The following is a 19,439-nucleotide window of genomic DNA, read 5'->3' on the forward strand; positions in this document are numbered from 1 at the left end:
GACTCCTCAAGTAAATAAAATATGGATTTTCAATAGAATACTATACAAAATAAACCAGAGATAATCAATAGGTTTCTTTAGTAATTACAGTGACTTAATTTTATTTTACTTGATATGATTACTAAGGTTTTATTCAATTTACTCTAAAAGAAATCCTATGAAAATATAGTACATTATTTTACATATAAAATAATTGCCTCATTTTTTCGCCTAACATTTTGCAAATATTTGATTTATCACTAAAAATATGGTATGAGATATAGAAAGAATAAAAAGATGAATTTTCAAGAACCACTTATTGCGTTACAATTAAGGGTAAGGGATTAAGCAGGGTTTAGAGGCTCAATGCAATCAATTTTTAATGATACCGCACTCTTTGTGAACATGAGCAATTTGTTCAATTACGTGAACCTTGCATTGGGGTTTGCGATTTTGCTGTATTTGCGTCACTTTCTCTCTTACCAACAAATAGCAAGCCGAAGCAGCATCGCGACGTTTGTTCCCATTTTGACCCCAGAACAGTCGTATCTATTCGTGACCGGATTTACTCTCTGGACCGTCGTACTCTTTCTCGAAACGCTGCGTGGTTCTGATTATTTGGTTTTGCCTGGCTCCATACGCTCCTTCACAACATTTTTCCTTCACCTCACCCGCCCGATCCTACTGACCGCATCCGTGATGTACATCGGGCAAGGGCTGATGTTTTTCGCCGCCTTGCCAGTCAAAGAAGGCAAAGAGCCGCCCAATTTAGACCGCATCAATTGGATGCGCCATATCGGCGTTCTCATGCTGGGCGGTTTATGGTTGTCGGTTCTTTTCGCCGGCCCGTCGGGTTTTGATTCGGTAGCACAGTGGATTTGGCTGCAAGGGGCGCTCATTATCTGGCAATGGGGCATTATCTTGCACACGGCAATCATGATGCGCCACAGCATCCACCCCATTAAGCACATGCTGGTCTTATTGATGATCGTCTGGGCCATCAATACGCCCGCTGAAATGGCGTGGTATTCCATTCAAGATTTTGAAGGCCGTCTGCTGCCCTCTCTTCTGACTTTGAGTTCACCGGCCAGCGCTTGGAAAACCGCTGCGGTTACGACCGTCGCGCTGATGCTGTTTCTTTCGATGCTGCTGCGCGCCAATTTCTTATATGTTCAGGAAACATTCCGTCGCGCCGCCTCGTTCAAACAAGAAAAAGAAGTCATGATTTCCTTTTTACAACGCATTAGTGAACGCTCTGTTTTACATACGCAAGACGCACAATCGCCAAACGAAGTTTCTGATATTCAAGGCCATGATCTTGAACGCTTGCTGAAACTTACGCTTCAGTTTGGCAAGGAAGTCGGCGCCGCAAAATCCGGCGCCATTTTCGTACGCGACGATCTCAAAGATATGTTGCTCGAACGTACGACCGGGGTGGATAAAGGCAAGTTTCTCACCGCCCATGCGGTTTTTGGGTTGTATCCGCCCCATTTAGATATTGGCAAACTGCCAGAATCGCCTGACCAACAGCAATCATTGATCCATGAAATGGTCAAAGCAGAAAAAGTTTCTCTTGGAAAAGGCTTTGTAGGTCTGGTCGCAAAAAACGGGCGCTCTGTGTTAATTGAGGACGCTCTCGAAGACGAAGAAACGCCAGTCGTCGCCCCTTCGCCTTTCGTGATCCAAACCCAGTTGGCGATCCCGCTGAATGTGCAAAACCGAACAATTGCGGTCTTGTCATTGGTCAACAAAGAGAACGGCGATGAATTTTCATTTGAAGATGAAGCCACCTTGAACGCGCTGGCCGAACAAGCGGCGATTGCGGTAATGAACTTAATCGTGCACGGGCACTTGCGAGAAACCGAACGGCTGGAACGCCAGATTGAATTGGCGAGCGAAGTTCAAAAATGCTTGCTTCCCCACTCTTGCCCAAATACGCCGGGGTATGATTTGGCAGCGACCAGCATCCCCGCTCAAGAAGTCGGCGGCGACTACTTCGACTTTGTAAAATTGGATGAAGAGCATCTACTCATTGTCGTCGCGGACGTTTCAGACAAAGGCATCCCCGGCGCATTGAATATGGCAACGGTCCGAAGCGTGCTCCGTTCGCTATCGTCTTCCAATATGAATGCGCGCGACTTGTTGATCGCCGTCAACCAATTTATTCAACCCGATCTGCCGCGAGGCAACTTCATCAGTATGTTATTGGGGATTTTGCATATCCCCAGCGGTCAAATGGATGTCGCCCGCGCAGGCCATGAGCCGCTAATGGTTCTTAGAAATAAAGAAGAGAATTTTGAATCCTACGCACCGGCAGGGATCGCGCTCGGCCTCGTAAATGGTGATTTGTTCGCATCCAACATCGAATCGGAAACGGTCAACCTCAACCATGACGACATCGCGGTTTTATATACGGACGGCATTACCGAATCAATGAATCACAATTGGGAAGAGTTCAGCCTGCAACGCTTTGAGCAGACTTTGAAACAGTCGCGGGAATGCAATTCACAAGAGATGATCGACGCCGTCAAAGAGAGAATTTCACGCTTCACCGGCGGTACGCCGCAACATGACGACTTAACATTGGTGATCTTAAAGCGCACGGCTTTCTCACCGGATGAAATGGTATTGCAATCACAACCCGACGCGCCAGAAGGCTCGCAACCGACGTCATAGTTGCCTACCGATGCCTTCCAATTCCGTTGATATACGACGAAGCGTTTTCGATAGGTCCGCAAACAAGTCAAGATAGCGTTGATGGGCAAGTTGGCGCTCTTTCAGCGAAGCGTTGGCGCCGAACCCCGCGTCATCCCGTTTATTGACCACACTGAAATACGATCGCGGACAAAGTGAAAGGCCCAATGTGACCGCTTGTTTATGCCTCCGAAAGGCTTGCTGAAACTCTTTCATAAATTCAGCGATCTGCGCTCGGAAGCGCTCATCATTTGGATTCAGGCGTTGCAACTTCTTTTCGCTGCGACGTATGTCTTGCCGCGCATTTCGACATTCTTTGGCAATGGACGCGACTTGCTTCGCGAGCGCGTGGCGTTGCCCGTACAAGGTTGGATGAAGCGCTGATTGGATAAATGATTTATCAATGCGCCTGAAAGCATGACGCTCAATGATGCTCTGTAAAGTTTGATAAGGGCAGTTCTCAATTCGCGCGCCGCGCGACGAAGTGTTGATGACTACGCCGCGCGTTTCCTGAATCAAGTCGCGAAAGCCGTCTAAATAGATTTTATACAATCCATTGGTTTTGATGGTCCCGCCGTCGTTTGAAGCAACGTCCAATAAAGGCTCTGCGTCTCGTTCCGGCTGGTCTAAATCATTTTGCATTGCGCCGTCGGCGTAAAAGCGATTATTGGGGAACCCCAAATCATTGCCGACCAGAACAATGGGGCTGCATCCCATTAAACGGGCGAGATGATAAGCCGCATGGGCGGTCGAGCCTTGTGAAAGCAACTTGCCCAGCGGGCCTAATGTGTCCAACGCTTGAATCAGAGGGTTGGCGCCCGCCGAATCTTGAACGCCCGCATGGTCATAATAATAGGCGCGTCCTTCATATCGCGCGGGGATGCCGCGAGCAATCGCCGGGAACGCGACCAGGCAGGTTGATGGGTCGCTGATTCCTTCAAAGTGTTTTTCATTGAGATCAGTGAAGTCAATGCTGACCACCAAATCCGCATGAATACCATGCTTCAGCATAATACGATGGGCGGTATCCACCGCAATCAAAAGCACGCGATCCTGGATTTCTTTTATCAGCGGCAACGCTTCATCCAAACTCGGCCCCGGCGCAATCACCAGCGCGGTTTCTCCAACGGCTTTTGATAACAAACGGTTGACTGGCGCACCGCGAACAACCGCAGGCAAGTTGGCGATAACATTTGTGAACATGAGGTCCGCATGTTCTTCCCAGGTTTTAAATTTGACGGCCTCCATTTGAAGCGCGAGAGAAAATCCCTCTTGAAACGCCTTCACGTATTGCGGGTAGAGATGGTTTGCAAACGCGGTTGACGCCATTTTAACGCCTTGCGCTTTGATGCGGTCTGCGTGGTCGCCTACAAACAGTTGTTGCGCGGCGTTTTGTGCGGGAAGCCCCGATACAAAGTGAATGCGCGGCGATTGGAGCAAAGCGCTTAAATCGCGTACCTGTAATGCGCTGCGCAATAAGGTCAAATCCGGTTCAATGAGCCAAACGATGGTGTCATCATCAGCAATTTCATACAGCGCTTCGGCGTAATATCCATCGCCGAAACCGAGCAAAACAACGCACGCGCCTTTATGAAACGCCGCGCCGAGCGCTTGCGCCCACTTCATTGCTTCAGCCTGCGGCTGCTGAGGGTCGCTGAGAGAAACCGCGCGGCCGTCTTCCAAACGGACGCCGATTAACAGCGCTCCATTCAACGCTTGCCCTGCGATATATTGCTCCGACGTTGACGGCGTCGCGATCAAAGCGTCAGCCAAGGCGGGATTCCGGCGCCGAACAGCAGCAAGATTCGCTTCCCAAAACGATTGGGCCATATCTATTGTTTCTCCATTGAAACGGCTATGCAATCTTAGCCAAATCTCTTGTCTGATCCAACGCACATCGCTCAACCTTCATCTCAATTCGATGTACGCTACATCCTTGAAAGGTAAGCGCCATGCGGGTATTGGTCATCGACAAAACAGCCGGGCTTGATGCGTCGCATGAACGCCATCAAGCAATGGCGGGCGAAGACGGCGTCGAGTTGCATGTACTCGGCCCCCGCCATTGGGTCGAAAATGGGCGCGATATAATTTGGCGTCCGCCGATTGACGCGCGTTATCAGGCGCATCGAGGCCGCGTCGTCGGCAAGGGGCATTATGCTCGGGTTTGGTATATAAACGGCATGGCGTCAGCGATGCGCCAATCCAAGCCTGACATCATTCAGTTGCTTGAAGAACCCTGGTCGCTCACCGCGCTGCAAACCATGCTATACGCCCCCCTATTTGCGCCTCACGCCAAAATACTTTTTTATACATGGGAGAACATCTACCGCCCCTGGACTTACCCTGCGCGCGCGTCCTGTTTGTATGCAATGATTGACAAGGCCATGCACTCGCGATCTTGCGCAGCGGTTTGCGCAACCGAAGGCGCCCGCCAGGTGCTAGACCAGAAAGGATACGCGAAACCTTTCGCGGTCGTTCCGTATGGCATCCCGCACTATTTTTTTGACGACCAACCAGAACCATCGCCGCGAAAATCATTTACCATTGGCTATGTTGGACGGATGCTGGAAATGAAGGGCGTTGATCTTCTGATTCAAGCAGTGGCTCAAATTCCAGACGCGCAATTACGCCTGGTTGGAACCGGCGATGACTTTGCCTCCATTCAATCGTTATGCAAACAACTGCATGTAGCGGACCGCGTTGAATGGATTGCCGCTTTGACGGAACGAGAGGTTCCAGCCTTTATGAGCGAATTAGATGTCTTGGTTTTGCCGTCCCGTTCAACGCCCGGTTGGATGGAACAACTGGGCCGCGTGTTGATCGAAGCGATGGCGATCGGGACGCCCGTCATCGGCGCTCGTTCCGGCGCGATTCCTGAAGTGATTGGCGATGCGGGCTTGTTGTTTAATGCAGATGATTCAGATGATTTGGCGCTTCAACTTCAATGCGTAAAAGCCAACAAAGATTTAAGAACCGAATGTCGCCGACGGGGCCGCCTTCGGGCGCAGACGCAATTTACCTGGCCTCATTTCGCCAAACAGATGCTCCATTTCTATCGTTCGCTCTCAGCGGAAAGTAAAAGCACCAATGAATAAACACGCTGCGAACCCGGGCGTAGGGCGCCGAATTACGCGCTATGGCGCCATCCTCGCCTTGAGCGGCGCTTTGTGCCATGTGTTGCGGCTGGTTTATACCCTCATGGCCATTAATATTCTTGGTCAGGAACAATTTGGACGCATCGAATACTTTGTTGAGATGGCAGTGATTTTCACGGTACTGCTTGATTTTGGGCTAGAACAAACCCTGACGCGTGAAATCGCCCGGCGCAAAGAACGCCTAAAAACAGAACTCCCCTCGATCATCGGTTATCGCATCGCCGCCACCATCGCCGGCGCATTCGTCATGATTGGATTTTTGGTCGTGATAGCAAAGCCCGAACACAGTCTGGGCATCATCCTTGCAGCGGGCGTTTATTTTTGCGTCGTGTCCATGATTATGGTCGTCAAGGCGATCAGCCGAAGTTTTGAACTCATGGCGGCGGAGGGAATCGCCAACTTTCTCGACAAGTTCGCCCACATCAGCGCAGCGATTGTGTTGCTGCTGGTGTATCCAAACTTGCCGTTATTATTACTATGTTATAGTTTAGGCTCGCTGGTTTCTCTCCTCTTTTTTGCAGTGCTGCTTTACCGCCGCGTACATCTCGAATCGCGCATCGTTTCATTGGGTACGGGTTGGTCATGGCAAAAACTCGCATTCCCGATTGGGCTGTCAGCCGCATGCGTCTTGCTCTTGCATCGCCAAGACACCGCAATGGTGAATTGGATATGCGGCGATGCGGAAACGGGGTTATACCGGGCGCCGTACCGGTTTTTGGAAGGGCTGTTTCTGGTCCCGCAAGTGATCGCCGTGTCAGCCTATCCAGTCTTTTCAAAACTGTTTCACCAAAACCACCCCTTTGAGCAAACCGCCTCGGTCTTAATGCGCGGGCTGCTCATTATGAGTTTGCCGATGGCGATTGGCGGAACCATAATAGGACATGACATCATGCTATGGGCCGCGCCAGAGTTGGGGCGAATGGGCGGCGATGTGTTTGTCGTCCTGGTTTGGTCGCTGCCGTTTATCTATCTGAATTTTTTATTGGGCGCCATTCTCAACGCCACCGACCGCCAGTCGAAAAACTTCAGGGCGAGCGCGATCAGCATGATGAGCAATCTGGTTTTCAACATCCCGTTTATTATTTATTTTGGCGCGATTGGCGCTGCGGTCATGACGGTTATATCGCAAGGGTTATACGCCGTGTTGATGTTATGGCACACGCGCGATTTTCAACTCATACGTGAATTCCACCGCTACGCCGCCATTCTTTTTTCTTGCGTCGTCATGGCGGCTGTGTTGATTTTAACGCCGATGCCCTGGCTGTTGGATATAGCTGTCGGCGGGATGATTTATTTCATCGTCTTACTTCTCAGCAAGGGGCTATCTTCGAATGACCGCCAAAAATTAATGCAAGTGTTGTCTAAATCCGATCAGAAAAACGGCTGAGAAAATTAAACCTCTCAGCCGCGTGTTTGTACTTTCAGATCAGAATCACACAATTAGAATTTTGGGTTGTGTTTGAATAACGCGCAGAGTTTTTTCACGTTTTCTGGATGTCCCAGCGCTTTAGCTTGCAGGGTTTTGGTTCCATTTTTATGCTGCCAATAGTCGACGTCGCTGCCGTCAAAATAGCGCATCTCACCGCCAGCCGCTTCTAAGATGCAAGCGCCGCCCGCGATGTCCCATAAATTGATCGGTTCCATAATGCCTCCGTGCAACGTCCCCCGCGCAACAAACGCCAAGTGGGCGGCGGCGCTGCCGAATGCGAGCGCACGCCCTTCATATTCCGAGTCAAATTTACGGAAAGTAGCGCCAGGTGAAACAATGGTGCTTCCATAGTCCATATCGACGGGATCAGAGACAGTAATCACTTTGTCGTTCAGATAGGCGGGACCGCCTTTGACCGCCCAATAAAATTCGTCGATTGCAGGCAAGTAAACGAACCCGATTTGCGGCCCGTCTTTTGAAACCAATCCCACCGAAATCGCCCATACCGGCAAGTGCAAAACAAACGGTTCGGTTCCATCAATTGGATCAATCGCCCAGATGTAGTCCGCTTCTTCCAAGCGGTCTCTCGCGCTCTCTTCGCCGTACACTCCATGTTCGGGATAGCGCTCATGGATGATGTTTTGCAAAAACGCTTCGACTTCACGGTCCGCAGCGGTGACGTAAGAGCGGTCAGGTTTTCGTTCCGCTGTGACCGTCTGAAAATGCTTCAGCGCAATTTTGCCTGCATCGCGAATCACAGGCGTCATATCAGCAGCAATTTGTTGCAAATCCATTTCAATATCCTCTCTGGTCTATTGCTTACAGCGTACTTCCACTGGCGGGACATTCAATCAGCGCGGCTTCGTATAATGGTTTCAAATCAAAATCAAATGCAAACGCTTTACTGTTCGCCGCCTCGCACCCATTTCCAAACGGGTTCTCCATTGGGTAAAAGGATGACTTTTTCGGGCTGGCTGGAGGGCAATTCAAACGGGCGCGTGAGGTACATCGTGGCTTCGCCCTGAAACGTATAGGTTGAATTAACGCTTTGACCGAGTGGAAGGAACTCGACGCGATCAATGTTCCCATCAGGAAAATACCGCGCCGGAATGTAGCCCGAATAAAACAGAAAAAAGATATCAGGATTTTGCGCGATTCCAGTCACGACCACGCGCTTTTGCGGCAGCCAGTTTTCTTCCCACCAGTTAATCGCATCGCGGTAGCCATATTCCCAATCCGGCGCAGAATAGACGGGATAACGGACAAATAAGTCATATAAATAAATCGCGGGAAACAGAACAAAGACAACACCCCAAATGATCACAAGCGTTCGAACCAATTTTGGGGAAATATGCAAAGAAAAATACTCGCGCCAGCCTTTCAGCGCCAAGAGTCCATTGACTGCCATTAAATGAATCACCGGGACGGCGTAGACGCTCCGCAAGCCGTGCGGGATGCTTTCCCGCGTACAAGCGGCCGCCAGTGGAAAACAGAAAAACCAAACCAACAGAAGCACATCAATTCGATTGCGCCTCCAGATTGCTTGCACAAAACCTGCGACGAGAAGCGGCGCTATATACCAATGCACTTGTCCAAACGCCAGCGTATTGTGGCGCAAATTCGCATCGCCATTGATGAATAAAAACCCCGGGGACAAATGAGACGCGTAGTTTAAGATGAACTCCAACATCAAACTCAACAATGGCTGTCCATCAAAAATGCTGATGTCGCTTAGCCGCGAACCGCTTGCTTCAGGCTGCGAAATTAAGTGCATCGCCATAGGGATCGCACCAATGAAAAAGACGAACACAAAACATAGGGTTGGAACCAAGAGCGCTCTTTTGTCTTTTGCAAATAAAAGTAGAACGAGTAAAAACACAACCACCAGCACAGGCGCCGTTAGACGCGCCGTTGCATAGGTATAAAGCGCCAGAAGCAAGCACAGCGCCGACAAGACCGCGTCAAGCACGGTTGGCTTCTCTTTTTTGAAAAGAAAATACACGGCAAGCGGAACCCACAGCGTAAGCAAAATAGACTGGTTCGCCCAGCGGCTTAATAGCAAACTCCAGGGCGATAGGCAGACAAACGCCGCCGCCCACAGCCCGGCCCTGCTTCCCCACCAACGCCGGGCAATCCAATACCCGATCAAGACAGAAAGCGTCCCCGCCAAACAGGCGGGCAACCGAACACCCGCTTCGGTTAATCCGAAACAATAAATGAAGGGAATCGTTATATATTGGTAAAGCGACGAGGTTGTGCGTTCATGTTCTTTCACAAAGAGCGGCCAGGGCGTGGCGCTCATGTCTTGACCGGTCTTCATCAGGCAATAGGAGGTATATCCCTTGCTGGCTTCATCGCGAAAAAAGCCTGAGGGATTATCGTTCAATCCAATAGAACGCAATCCAAATGCGAATAAAATGAGTAATAGTAAACTGACAACGTGAATATGCGTTTGGAACTTTTTTCCGGTCATTATTGACAAAGTTTGTTCTACGCTCTAAATAAGATTACAGTTGCTTTCCTTCTAAGAGGATATCATGTCGCTCACCTATTCGGGAGCCGTTTCTTCCATTCATTCCCAACGTCGAATTTTTTGGTTAATCGTCGCGGCATTGGCGTTGGTTTTGTCGATTGGTCTCCCCATCGCCGGATTTTATCTGGTTGATAAATTCAGGATGATTCTGTTTCAACAAGTGCGCGTCGATAACGCCGCTCTTTCACACATGTTTGAAAATACCGTCCGCCAGCTCAAAACCCACATCAGCGACCGGGACGAATGGCTGCGCGCTGTCCAAACCAATGTTGAGAATTCATGGGACCAAGAGCGCGGCTATGTCTGCATGATCGATTCAGACCATATTTTACAAGCGGCCCCTGACCTGGAAGCGCCACGAAAAATTGACCTCGAAGAAGTTTTTATTATTCCTATTCACAACGACGGAACCAGTTTCTTGCAAGAGCGCACCATCTCGATTGCGGAACTTTTAGATTCGAATACCATCCATACCGCCGCAGGACGCATTGAAACATGGAACGGTCAAATGGCCGACATGCGTATGATTAAAATTGACGGCGAGCGCTGGTTGATCGGCGTTCATCAATACGAACAAGCCGTCCAGACCCGCCTTAAAGAGCTCATTCCTTTCATTGTTGTGATCGGCGTTATTTTATTTGCTTCTATCGTCTTCCCTTTTGGATTTTTCACGGCGTGGTTAATTCACAACCACGAGACAGAGCGGGAACAACATGTTCAGCACATCGAACAGCACTCCATCGAGTTGCAAGCTATGCAAGATCAAAAAAACCGCTTATACGCTCGAATTTCTCACGACCTTCGCGCACCGCTGAATAGCGTTGTTGGCGCCAGCGAACTGGTTGCGGAGGGCACCTACGGCGCCGTCAATGAGAAACAAAAGAAAGCAATGGCGATCATCGACCGCAATGTTTCGTCGTTATTGAAAATGATTGACGGGATTTTGGAATTGGCCCGACTGGAAAGCGGATTATTTAAACTCGATGTCAAACCGCTGCAAATTACGGAACTGCTTAGCGACCTGACCGAAAATTTGCGCCCGTTAGCGGAACGCAAATCGCTTGAACTTATTTGTTCGACAAACGGCGCCTTTCCCGCAATCAATACCGATAAAGAGAAACTCTACCTCATCCTGCAGAACCTGATTAGCAATGCAATTCAATTCACTGAAACCGGTTCCATCAAAGTGTCGGTCGAATTGAAATCAAACGATGAGTTCACCCTCTCCGTCCAGGATACGGGCTTGGGTATATCTCCAGAAGATCAAAAAAACATATTCCAGGAATTCTCGCGCAGCGCTGCGGCGTCATCCCATAGCCGCGGTTTTGGACTAGGGTTGGCGATCACAAAAGAATTGGCGCAAGCGTTAAACGGCAGGTTAGAATTGGATTCGCAATTGGGTGAAGGCGCGACTTTCCGTTTGGTCCTCCCCAGAGAATTTACGAAATAAAACGCATTTACGCTTACTGGCATTACCCATCACTCATGCTAGACTGTTGTGCAATCAAATTACTCACTCGAGAGGGACAGCATGTCAGCCGATCAAAAACAAGCATTTTATAATCAAGGATTAGAGTATTACAGCCAACAAAAATACGACGAAGCCATTGAAGAATACAAAAAAGCCATCGAAGTAGACCCCCAAGATGGAGAACTCTACCTGGCGGTTTCGATGACCTATGACCGTAAGGCCGAACTAGACAATGCGTTGGAATATGCCCGCAAAGCCGTCGATTTCATGCCGCGCGAGCCGCTTGCATATACAAACTTATCGCGCATTTTTCAGAAGAAAGGCATGATTCCCGAAGCCGAAGATGCAATGGCGATTTCAAAACAAATCGCCTCTGGAATGATGTAAACCAAAGTTAGAGCAGAAATGAAAAAGGGGCTTTGCTTAGCCCCTTTTTTTTTGAATCATTCTTATAGTTTTTAGATGAAATTGATGAGCGACTGCTGAACAATTCGGCCCGCTGCTTGCAGAGATGCATCAAACGCATTTTGCGACAACGTCAAATCCGTAATCAATTCCGCCAGGTCGGCGTCTTCAATTTGCGAGAGTTCTTCCCGCATAAAATCTTCCGTTATTTGCAAACGCGCATTGGCATTTTCAAGACGATTGATCCGGGCGCCAAGCGTCGTACGCTGGCTCAAAATGGCTTCCAGGTCGATGTCGATGTCTTCCAATGCTTGGGTGATGCCTTCGGTATTGTCAGCGCGCAATGCGAGTTCGAGCTTTTCCAAAGTCAGAAACACATTGTGTTCTTCTTCTTCGTTAATGACTCCCACCGAATCAACGCCTAAGATGCTGGCGGTGTTCTGCTGGCTGATATAAGGCACCGCAGGATCAACCGCGCCCTCGGTCACGACGGTGTATCCATCTATGCCGAGAAGACGCGTGAACTGACGGGTGGGGTCGGTTTCCGTGGTGTCATTCGCCGGATCAATCACGATATTATGCGCGTCGTTATTGCCCAAAACATTGATGACGCCGCCAACGAGGTTTGCAGTAATCAAGCCGCCTCCGGGGCCTGGCTTTCCATCGGCCTCATCAATTCGGCGAACGATATCGTCTAACGTATCGTTTGGATCGACGGCGATTGAATACGTTTCCAATGTCGCGCCAGCCCCATCCCGAACTTCGATCTTAAATTCCCCGGCGTTCGCGTCCGGCGCCACGTCAGACACGAAGTCGGTTCCAGCAAAACCCGGATCAGACCGTAAGCGCATTGGCCCGGGCGGATCAAACAACCCCAAATCGCGGGCGATGGTTCCGTCATTCAAATCAACGATGCTCAGTATTTCATTTGAACCAGTCAGCGAGGTGACGGTAATCCCGGTTCTAGAAGGATTAATTTCGGCGATAACGCCTACTTTCGCATCGTTGAATGCGTCTAAAACATCTTGAATGGTTTCAGCGTCCCGCAAGTCAATCGTGTCGCTGCGCCCATCGTTATGAATTGAGATCAGGCCTTCGTTCGTGTTACGCGGCTGCCCTGCCGGCGGCGGAACCGGTTGGCGTATGCCGAGGCTGCCGGTGATCGGGTCAATCAAAGCGCCCGGCAAGTCTGCGAGTAATGTTTCGGTGGTAATGGGTTCCGTTCGCGTGGTTGAAATGTCGCCCGTGATTGCATCAACGGCCACGCGGGTCGTGACATCGCGTCCAAATAACGCGCGGACGTTTTCAACTTTGAAAACATCGGTGCTGCCCACAGCGGTAAACCCGATGCCCGTTTGGTCTTCGTTGATAAAGGCGGTTGCGCGCCCTTTTAACTCAGGATTGTTGTTAATCAGTTCCAACAAATCTTCGAGAGTCGAACCGGGCACGTCGTCCCCGTTCCCTAAGGTGCCGTCAAAATCGAGACCTTGCGTCAATGCGCGAAGATCAATGTCAATGACGTCATCATCAATCGTAATACGTATCGCTTCGAGATCATTGATAAATTCAGGCGTATCGGCGTCAACAAACACTTCTTCGCCGTTCTCGTCTACATTGGTTAGCGAGAGGTTGTCGCCGAATGGGTTCGCGGGGTTCGTTGAGGGGCCGCTGTTGGATACGGCAAATAGAAACGAGCTGTTCTCAACTCGAACGATGCCGCGCGCAGGCGTTGGATCCAGCGTCGAATCCGTCAATGGATTGTTTGCCGGATACCCCAGCGCCAAAGAGCGTCCGTTTTCGACGCGCCGATGCAAGCCCAGCGCCCCCAATAGATTCAGGCCTTGCGGCGGGTCTGGCTCAAAACCGACTGAATGAACGCCGTCTTGTAAATCAAGCGCATCCGAACGGTTCGACTGAATGACAAGTTGGTTGCGGTCATTAATCGTCGCGGTGACGTCTTTCACTTTGGCATTGATGCGGTCTCGAACGTCGGTCAACGAATCGACTGTAATATCAACTTTAATTTCGACGCCGTGTACAGTGAAACTGGCAAGATTATTGGGGCTGGAGCCAGGATAGTTATCGGGGTTCGGCGAGGGGCTTACCTGAGCGCCCGGCGTCTTGTCCGGCACAATCGGCAAGTTGGGAAAATCAGGATGCGCTAAGGCGATCTGTTCAATTAAAGGGCGATCAATGTCTTCAATTGAAGTGGAACCCGTGATTGTGTTGGGAGAATGAATAAAGGTATCAAGCCCCGTCAGATTTGAAGCGAGCGTTTGCGCTTCGCTGATCGAAACGGCGCGTTGAAAGTCGTCGCCCTGAAATATGATGGCGCCGTCTTTATTAATAAAACTTTGTTCGCGCGTTTGACTGCCGCCAAAAATGTATTGCCCGTTATAATTTGCGTTGGCCAAGTCAAAGACTTCGCCGCGTAATACTTTTATTTGTTCTGCGATTGCCAAACGGGCTCCTGAATCAAAGTCGCTGGCGCCTTGTACGGTAAGAGTGCGAATTTGTTGCAACACATCCGTTACGCTGCTGAGCGTTGTCTCTGTTAATTCCAAATTGCTTTGCGCTCCTTCAACATTGCGGGTATAACTGCGGCCGCGTTGAATTGATGCGCGCAATCCTAAATCAGTTGGAAAATCAACCGGGTCATCGGCGGCGCGGTTGATGCGGCGACCCGTTGATAGTTTTTCTTGCAGGAGCGCAACTTGCGCCATGTTGTTCTGCAAGTTATACAACGTCCGGTCATTGAGCATATTGAGCGTAACTCTCATGCCGAAATCTCCAATTTACTGTCCAATTTGGTTAATCACGATGCTAATCATTTCGTCGACGGCTTGAATGATTTTCGCCGAAGCCTGAAACGCCTGCTGATATCGAATGATGTTGACCGATTCTTCATCAAGCGATACGCCGGATTTCTGTTCTTGAAAATTCACGAGTTCACGAAGTATTGCATCATTGGTTTTAAAGAATTGATTGGCGCGACTGCTTTCGATTCCCAGCGTTGAAATGGATGAACGGTAGAATTCACTCAGCGTTCGTCCATTCAGTACGCGATTACTTTCAAGTTGGGCCATCAGCGCAGCGCCTTGGTTGTCGCCCGGCAGGCCGCTTTTTGAAGTGGCTAATAGATCGTTATCTTCTATGATTTCACTGTTCATTCGCATACTTCGCGCATCGCTGCCCTGGAACAATCCGTTAATTCCCGCAGCGGCGAGGAAGAAACTGTCGTCATTCGTGAAGGTAATTCTCTCATTGTCTGAAGTTGATATTGTCAACTGGCGGCCATCGACGATCTCCGCGCGGACCAACGCGCCAATGTTGTCGCCAAGCGCCACAGGAAATTCCGCGCCCTGGATTGGATTATCGCCGGTTGGGTCTAATACTGCCCCCGCCGTGAATCCCAACGCAGACAAGATGGAACTATCGTCGCTGCGAAACGTGAATTCAAAATCGCCCAGCGATTCAATCTTTAAAATATCCCGCGAATCATCTTTGGGGTCGCGTTCAATCGAAGCCAAAATCGGCACATTCGAGCCGCCGGTCGCCTGATTGATTTGGTCAACGATTCCCTGCAATGTGAGGACGCCGCCGACCGTCGATGGATCAGCCGCGATGGGGACTTCAACAATGTGCGTCACCGTGCCCGAGTCATTCGCGACGACGATTTCAAAACTGCCTTCGCTAAAGGGTTGCCCGCCAATTTGCCCAAAGCCGTTAATATCTTGAAGTCCCAGCCCTTTGATCAATCCCGTCTGGTCATTTTGAATAAAGAATTGACGGTTATTGCTGGATGAAATGATTAATTCATTATTCGCATTCACCGAGGCGGACAAATTCGGGTCCGCCGCTTCGATTTCAGCGATAACGTCGTCGATGGTTTCAACGGTCCCCGCCTGTATGGTGATTGTCGAAATCGTCGGGATATTGTTATTGTCTAAAACGACCAACTCAAAACTTCCCCCACGAACGACAGATGGAGGCGGCCCGGGAAACGCGGGTGAGAACGCAGGCGTTCCTCCGCCGAGAAACGATGTGTCCGAACGTCCAAAAAATCGCCCGACTGCACGCTCCGTCACTCCGCCTGCAAGCGGGATGGTGGGGTCAGTAATCGGGTAATCAAATGCTTTCATAATCCCCGATGTATCGTTGCGAATCGAAAACGATTCGCTCTCATTGATTGCAGAGAGTTGCAATACAGAAATGCCGGGATTCGCCTTGCTTGGCACCACAACCGCGCGCACCGTTTGATTGCTGGCATTCTGAATTGCGTTCGCGAATTGGTTTAAAGTCATCGTGTCATCGAAGGTGACAGTGACCGGGTCGATATCCGGCGTTGTCGGGTCTGCGTCCACTAAGCCGCCGCCTGTGTTGCGAACGTCAATCTCCAGGGTGTAGACGCCGGGCGTTTCTGAGATCGGCGTTCCAGCCACTGACGCCAAGGCGCCGATTGCCGTCCCTGCTGTAAGTTCCGCCGCAGTCGCCCCAATCGTTGCAGTGGTGCGTTCAACAAATACGGGGTCAAACGTCAACGCCGAACGGACGCTACTGACAATGCCGTCGCTGCGATCAATACGTTCCGCAATCTCAAACAAGGTATCATCCATGTTAACTTGCACGTCGTATGTATCACGGGTTTGATTGTCTTCATCCGCTACGCGAACAGTAAATGAACCGTTCTGCACTCCAAACGGATAGTCGCCAAGAGGAGCGTCACTCTGCAAGCGTGGGTTATTAAACACTTCGCCTAAAGTCTGTACGGTATCGGGGGCTGTTGAACCACTTGGCATCACGAAGTGACTATCAATTTCGATATACCCATCCAAACCAGTGGATGCGCTATGAATTTTATTGACTTCATAAATGACGCCGCGCGACAGAGTATCAATTTCATCACTAAAGAACGGAACAATTTCATCACGCGCTTGCAACACTGCGCCCAACTCTCCGCCGCGAATCAATTCATCTTTTACGTCTAAACCTGTCTCATCAATTCGTAAACGGAAAATTTCCAAATCATCCGGCGATTCGGTTGACTCTTTCAGAATTTCACGGCTGCTTACGCCGTCAACAATACGCTCGCCCGCCAAATTCACGTCAATCGCGCCGTTTGATTGTTCTTCAGTAGTGATTGGGATAATTTCTGACAACTGCGAGAGCAACAAATCGCGCTGGTCGCGCAAATCATTCGCGTTTACCGTGCCGCCGACTTCCGACACGGCGATTCTGCGATTCAAACCGGCGATCTCATTGGTCATCCGGTTCACTTCATCAACTAGGCGCGAAGCCTGACCATTCAGGTCCGTTCGCAAAGTGCGTAGTTGATCGCCGACCAGATTAAAGGTTTGCGCAAGCGACAGCCCGCTCTCGATAGCCGCCGAACGAACTTCCGGCGCTTCGGGATTCAACGAAAGATCATTCATCGACCGAAAGAAGCGCGAAAGCAGATTATTCAAACCGCTGCTTGAAGAGTTATCCAACGTGTCCGAAATTGGGGCCAGCGGATCATTGATTATGGTTTCAATTTGAACGTAGATGCTATCAAGTTGTTCATTAAATTTGGTATCGCTGCGAGATTCCCGAATCTGCGATTCAATAAAGCGGTCTCTCAGGCGCTCAACGGAGATAATTTCGACGCCTTGCCCGTAGGCGCCGCTTGTCGTCACCAATGGGGTGGTTGCCTGCTGATCTATGCGCTGACGGGTATAGCCTTCCGTATTCGCATTGGCAATATTCTGACCAGTGATGTTGATCCCCGCCTGAGCAGCGCTAACGCCTCTTACGCCTAAATTAAGGATCCCATACAAGGAAACCATCGCTTCGCCTCATCGATCCAGCACTATTTTTCCAGGATCGGCAAAATTTTCCGGGAAAAGCCTCATTATCACCCAGATTCCTCTATATTGTGCAATCACCGTGCCGAAGACGCAGAGTCTTGAGTCATTGTGTGATTTTCTGAATCCGTGTTAAATCCAAAAGCACATTTTATATTGCTACCCTCAAAGTAAAACGATCAATCAACAAAGGATTCCCTCCTTATGGATTTAAGTTTTTGGCTCTTGGCCGCGTCAGGCGTCATTTTAATTGGAATCGCAAAAGCCGGGTTTGGCGGTGGAGTCGGAATTGCAGCGGTTCCTCTGTTTATTTATGCCGTTGGTGATAGTAAGGCGGCTGTTGGGATGATGCTTCCTATTTTGTGCGCCTGCGATCTTTTTTCACTGATTCACTACCGCAAAACCTTTGATATCAAAAACTTAATACACCTTTTGCCCGGCGTTGTCATAGGAATCACCTTGGCAAGTTTCTTTATTGGACGTTTTTCAAATGAGCAAATGAAATTTGGCATCGGCGTCATTTCGATTTTATTTGTCGTCTACCAATTAGGCAAAGCCTGGATTATGAAAGAGTTAACCGACTATAAACCCAAAGCATGGCACGGCTGGCTCTTCGGAGCGGGCGTCGGTCTCACGTCAACCTTTGCACACGCAGCCGGTCCTGTCGCCACCATGTATCTTTTCCCTCAAAACCTTGGACGCCAACTGTATGTTGGAACAACCGTGGTTCTATTCACCATCGTGAACGCGTTAAAACTGGTTCCATTTGCCATTATGGGCTTGATTAGCCTGGATGGACTGTCTACAAGCGCAATGCTGTTGCCCATTGTCCCCATCGGAACGCTTTTGGGCGTCTGGATGAACAAGCACATGAACGAAACCGCTTTTAATTCAGTGATATACGTCGTGCTATTTCTTGTAGGACTTCAATACACGACCGGCTTCAATTTTGTCGGCAAACTGTTGGGAGTGTAATCAAATGCCATTGTTTGACAGTCACCTTCATTTGAACTCGCCCCAATTTGACGGGCGCGTCGATGAAACCTGGGCCGAAGCGCAACAAGCGGACGTAACTCGCGCCGTTGTCATTGGTTATGATCTGGAAACCAGCAAAAAAGCCATTGAAATCGCAGAACAGCACAAATATTTATATGCAGCGGTTGGCGTATCGCCGCACGATATCTGCAAAACTCCAAAAGGCTACATTGATCAGATTCGCGACTTCGCCGCACATGAAAAAGTAGTCGCAATTGGTGAAGCCGGGTTAGAATATCATTACCCTGTTGGACCAAAAGAAGAGCAAATTGAAGGGTTTAAACAACAAATCCAATTGGCCAACGAACTGAATAAGCCAATTGTCATTCATCTGAGGGATGCGGACGACGATTTCATCCAGATCATGAATGAAGAGCCGCCGAATTCAGCAATTTTGCATTGTTTCACAGCAACCATGCGATTGATGGAAGCAGCGGTGGATAAAGGCTATTTTGTTTCATTTTCAGGGATTGTGACGTTCAAAAAGGCGGTAGAAATCCAACAAGCGGCGGCGGCGGTTCCAAATGAGAGCCTCCTGATTGAAACGGACGCTCCCTACCTGGCGCCAACCCCTCACCGGGGAAAGCAATGCGAACCCAAAATGGTTATTCATACAGCCGAAAAAATTGCGCAACTACGCCACAAGACGCTTGAAGACATATCAGAATTAACCTACCAAAACGCCTGCAAAGTTTTCTGTCTTTAATATCTAAATAAAGGTTCATCCGGTAAGTGAGTACTTACCTTGATGGATGGCCATTTTTTTGATTCAGAAACGGGCTCCGGCATATCAAAAATTGACAAACCAATCAAGCATAGGTGCAACTCTGGGAGCGCCTGTGCATAAGGGCTTGAAAGCCCGCACTGAAGCGAGCAGAGTTGTACCCATGCCTGA

The 19,439-nt window shown here is 49.6% G+C and carries 13 protein-coding genes; 7 read left to right on the forward strand and 6 right to left on the reverse strand.

Annotation, left to right across the window (positions count from 1 at the left end; translation table 11 throughout):
• The first annotated feature begins 345 nt into the window (after window positions 1-345).
• Window positions 346-2,655 carry a SpoIIE family protein phosphatase gene (locus P9L94_09280; protein MDP8244258.1) on the forward strand — a complete coding sequence of 770 codons (2,310 nt, stop codon included), beginning with the start codon at window positions 346-348 and terminating at the stop codon, window positions 2,653-2,655.
• Here the strand turns inward: P9L94_09280 and P9L94_09285 are convergent.
• Window positions 2,650-4,503: a DUF115 domain-containing protein gene (locus P9L94_09285; GenBank protein MDP8244259.1), complete on the reverse strand. Its 1,854-nt coding sequence runs from the start codon at window positions 4,501-4,503 to the stop codon at window positions 2,650-2,652. The genes P9L94_09280 and P9L94_09285 overlap by 6 nt on opposite strands.
• Before the next feature lie 122 nt (window positions 4,504-4,625).
• Between P9L94_09285 and P9L94_09290 the strand changes: the two genes are divergently transcribed.
• Together P9L94_09290 and P9L94_09295 are read left to right on the forward strand one after the other, a co-directional pair.
• Entirely contained in the window at window positions 4,626-5,768 is a 1,143-nt protein-coding gene (locus P9L94_09290; GenBank protein MDP8244260.1) for a glycosyltransferase, read from the forward strand.
• Window positions 5,761-7,215: a flippase gene (locus P9L94_09295; GenBank protein ID MDP8244261.1), complete on the forward strand. Its 1,455-nt coding sequence runs from the start codon at window positions 5,761-5,763 to the stop codon at window positions 7,213-7,215. Before P9L94_09290 ends, P9L94_09295 begins: the two co-directional genes overlap by 8 nt.
• Window positions 7,216-7,268: 53 nt before the next feature.
• Here the strand turns inward: P9L94_09295 and P9L94_09300 are convergent, their stop codons facing one another.
• Both P9L94_09300 and P9L94_09305 read right to left on the reverse strand, forming a co-directional pair.
• On the reverse strand, window positions 7,269-8,051 hold the full coding sequence (locus P9L94_09300) for an inositol monophosphatase (GenBank protein MDP8244262.1): 783 nt from the start codon (window positions 8,049-8,051) through the stop codon (window positions 7,269-7,271).
• Window positions 8,052-8,158: 107 nt separating this feature from the next.
• Window positions 8,159-9,643 (reverse strand): glycosyltransferase family 39 protein, encoded by a 1,485-nt coding sequence (locus P9L94_09305; GenBank protein ID MDP8244263.1) that lies wholly within the window; start codon window positions 9,641-9,643, stop codon window positions 8,159-8,161.
• A gap of 151 nt (window positions 9,644-9,794) precedes the next feature.
• On the opposite strand from P9L94_09305, the gene P9L94_09310 reads away from it, so the two are divergent.
• Both P9L94_09310 and P9L94_09315 read left to right on the forward strand, forming a co-directional pair.
• On the forward strand, window positions 9,795-11,240 hold the full coding sequence (locus tag P9L94_09310; protein ID MDP8244264.1) for a HAMP domain-containing sensor histidine kinase: 1,446 nt from the start codon (window positions 9,795-9,797) through the stop codon (window positions 11,238-11,240).
• A gap of 81 nt (window positions 11,241-11,321) precedes the next feature.
• Window positions 11,322-11,648, forward strand: coding sequence for a tetratricopeptide repeat protein (locus P9L94_09315; GenBank protein ID MDP8244265.1), 327 nt, complete (start codon window positions 11,322-11,324; stop codon window positions 11,646-11,648).
• A gap of 71 nt (window positions 11,649-11,719) precedes the next feature.
• Here the strand turns inward: P9L94_09315 and flgL are convergent, their stop codons facing one another.
• Together flgL and flgK are read right to left on the reverse strand one after the other, a co-directional pair.
• The gene (gene flgL, locus P9L94_09320) at window positions 11,720-14,446 is read right to left on the reverse strand and encodes a flagellar hook-associated protein FlgL (GenBank protein ID MDP8244266.1); all 2,727 of its coding nucleotides are present in this window, start codon (window positions 14,444-14,446) and stop codon (window positions 11,720-11,722) included.
• Between the two features lie 15 nt (window positions 14,447-14,461).
• Window positions 14,462-17,491 (reverse strand): flagellar hook-associated protein FlgK, encoded by a 3,030-nt coding sequence (gene flgK / locus P9L94_09325; GenBank protein ID MDP8244267.1) that lies wholly within the window; start codon window positions 17,489-17,491, stop codon window positions 14,462-14,464.
• 222 nt (window positions 17,492-17,713) lie between these two features.
• Between flgK and P9L94_09330 the strand changes: the two genes are divergently transcribed.
• A complete protein-coding gene (locus P9L94_09330) occupies window positions 17,714-18,484 on the forward strand; it encodes a sulfite exporter TauE/SafE family protein (protein MDP8244268.1) in 771 nt (256 codons plus the stop codon).
• Window positions 18,485-18,488: 4 nt separating this feature from the next.
• Window positions 18,489-19,250 carry a TatD family hydrolase gene (locus tag P9L94_09335; GenBank protein MDP8244269.1) on the forward strand — a complete coding sequence of 254 codons (762 nt, stop codon included), beginning with the start codon at window positions 18,489-18,491 and terminating at the stop codon, window positions 19,248-19,250.
• Here P9L94_09335 and P9L94_09340 read toward each other — a convergent pair.
• Window positions 19,247-19,439: hypothetical protein (locus tag P9L94_09340; protein MDP8244270.1), on the reverse strand; the 193-nt coding region annotated here is incomplete at its 5' end. The genes P9L94_09335 and P9L94_09340 overlap by 4 nt on opposite strands.

It is taken from the genome of Candidatus Hinthialibacter antarcticus, assembly GCA_030765645.1.
Classification (GTDB): Bacteria; Hinthialibacterota; Hinthialibacteria; order Hinthialibacterales; family Hinthialibacteraceae; genus Hinthialibacter; species Hinthialibacter antarcticus.

Excerpts from the sequence above, each read along its gene's own strand:
- P9L94_09280 (MDP8244258.1), top strand. The coding sequence starts at position 346 with ATGCAATCAATTTTTAATGATACCGCACTCTTTGTGAACATGAGCAAT.
- P9L94_09285 (MDP8244259.1), bottom strand. The coding sequence starts at position 4,503 with ATGGCCCAATCGTTTTGGGAAGCGAATCTTGCTGCTGTTCGGCGCCGG.
- P9L94_09290 (MDP8244260.1), top strand. The coding sequence starts at position 4,626 with ATGCGGGTATTGGTCATCGACAAAACAGCCGGGCTTGATGCGTCGCAT.
- P9L94_09295 (MDP8244261.1), top strand. The coding sequence starts at position 5,761 with ATGAATAAACACGCTGCGAACCCGGGCGTAGGGCGCCGAATTACGCGC.
- P9L94_09300 (MDP8244262.1), bottom strand. The coding sequence starts at position 8,051 with ATGGATTTGCAACAAATTGCTGCTGATATGACGCCTGTGATTCGCGAT.
- P9L94_09310 (MDP8244264.1), top strand. The coding sequence starts at position 9,795 with ATGTCGCTCACCTATTCGGGAGCCGTTTCTTCCATTCATTCCCAACGT.
- P9L94_09315 (MDP8244265.1), top strand. The coding sequence starts at position 11,322 with ATGTCAGCCGATCAAAAACAAGCATTTTATAATCAAGGATTAGAGTAT.
- flgL (MDP8244266.1), bottom strand. The coding sequence starts at position 14,446 with ATGAGAGTTACGCTCAATATGCTCAATGACCGGACGTTGTATAACTTG.
- flgK (MDP8244267.1), bottom strand. The coding sequence starts at position 17,491 with ATGGTTTCCTTGTATGGGATCCTTAATTTAGGCGTAAGAGGCGTTAGC.
- P9L94_09330 (MDP8244268.1), top strand. The coding sequence starts at position 17,714 with ATGGATTTAAGTTTTTGGCTCTTGGCCGCGTCAGGCGTCATTTTAATT.
- P9L94_09335 (MDP8244269.1), top strand. The coding sequence starts at position 18,489 with ATGCCATTGTTTGACAGTCACCTTCATTTGAACTCGCCCCAATTTGAC.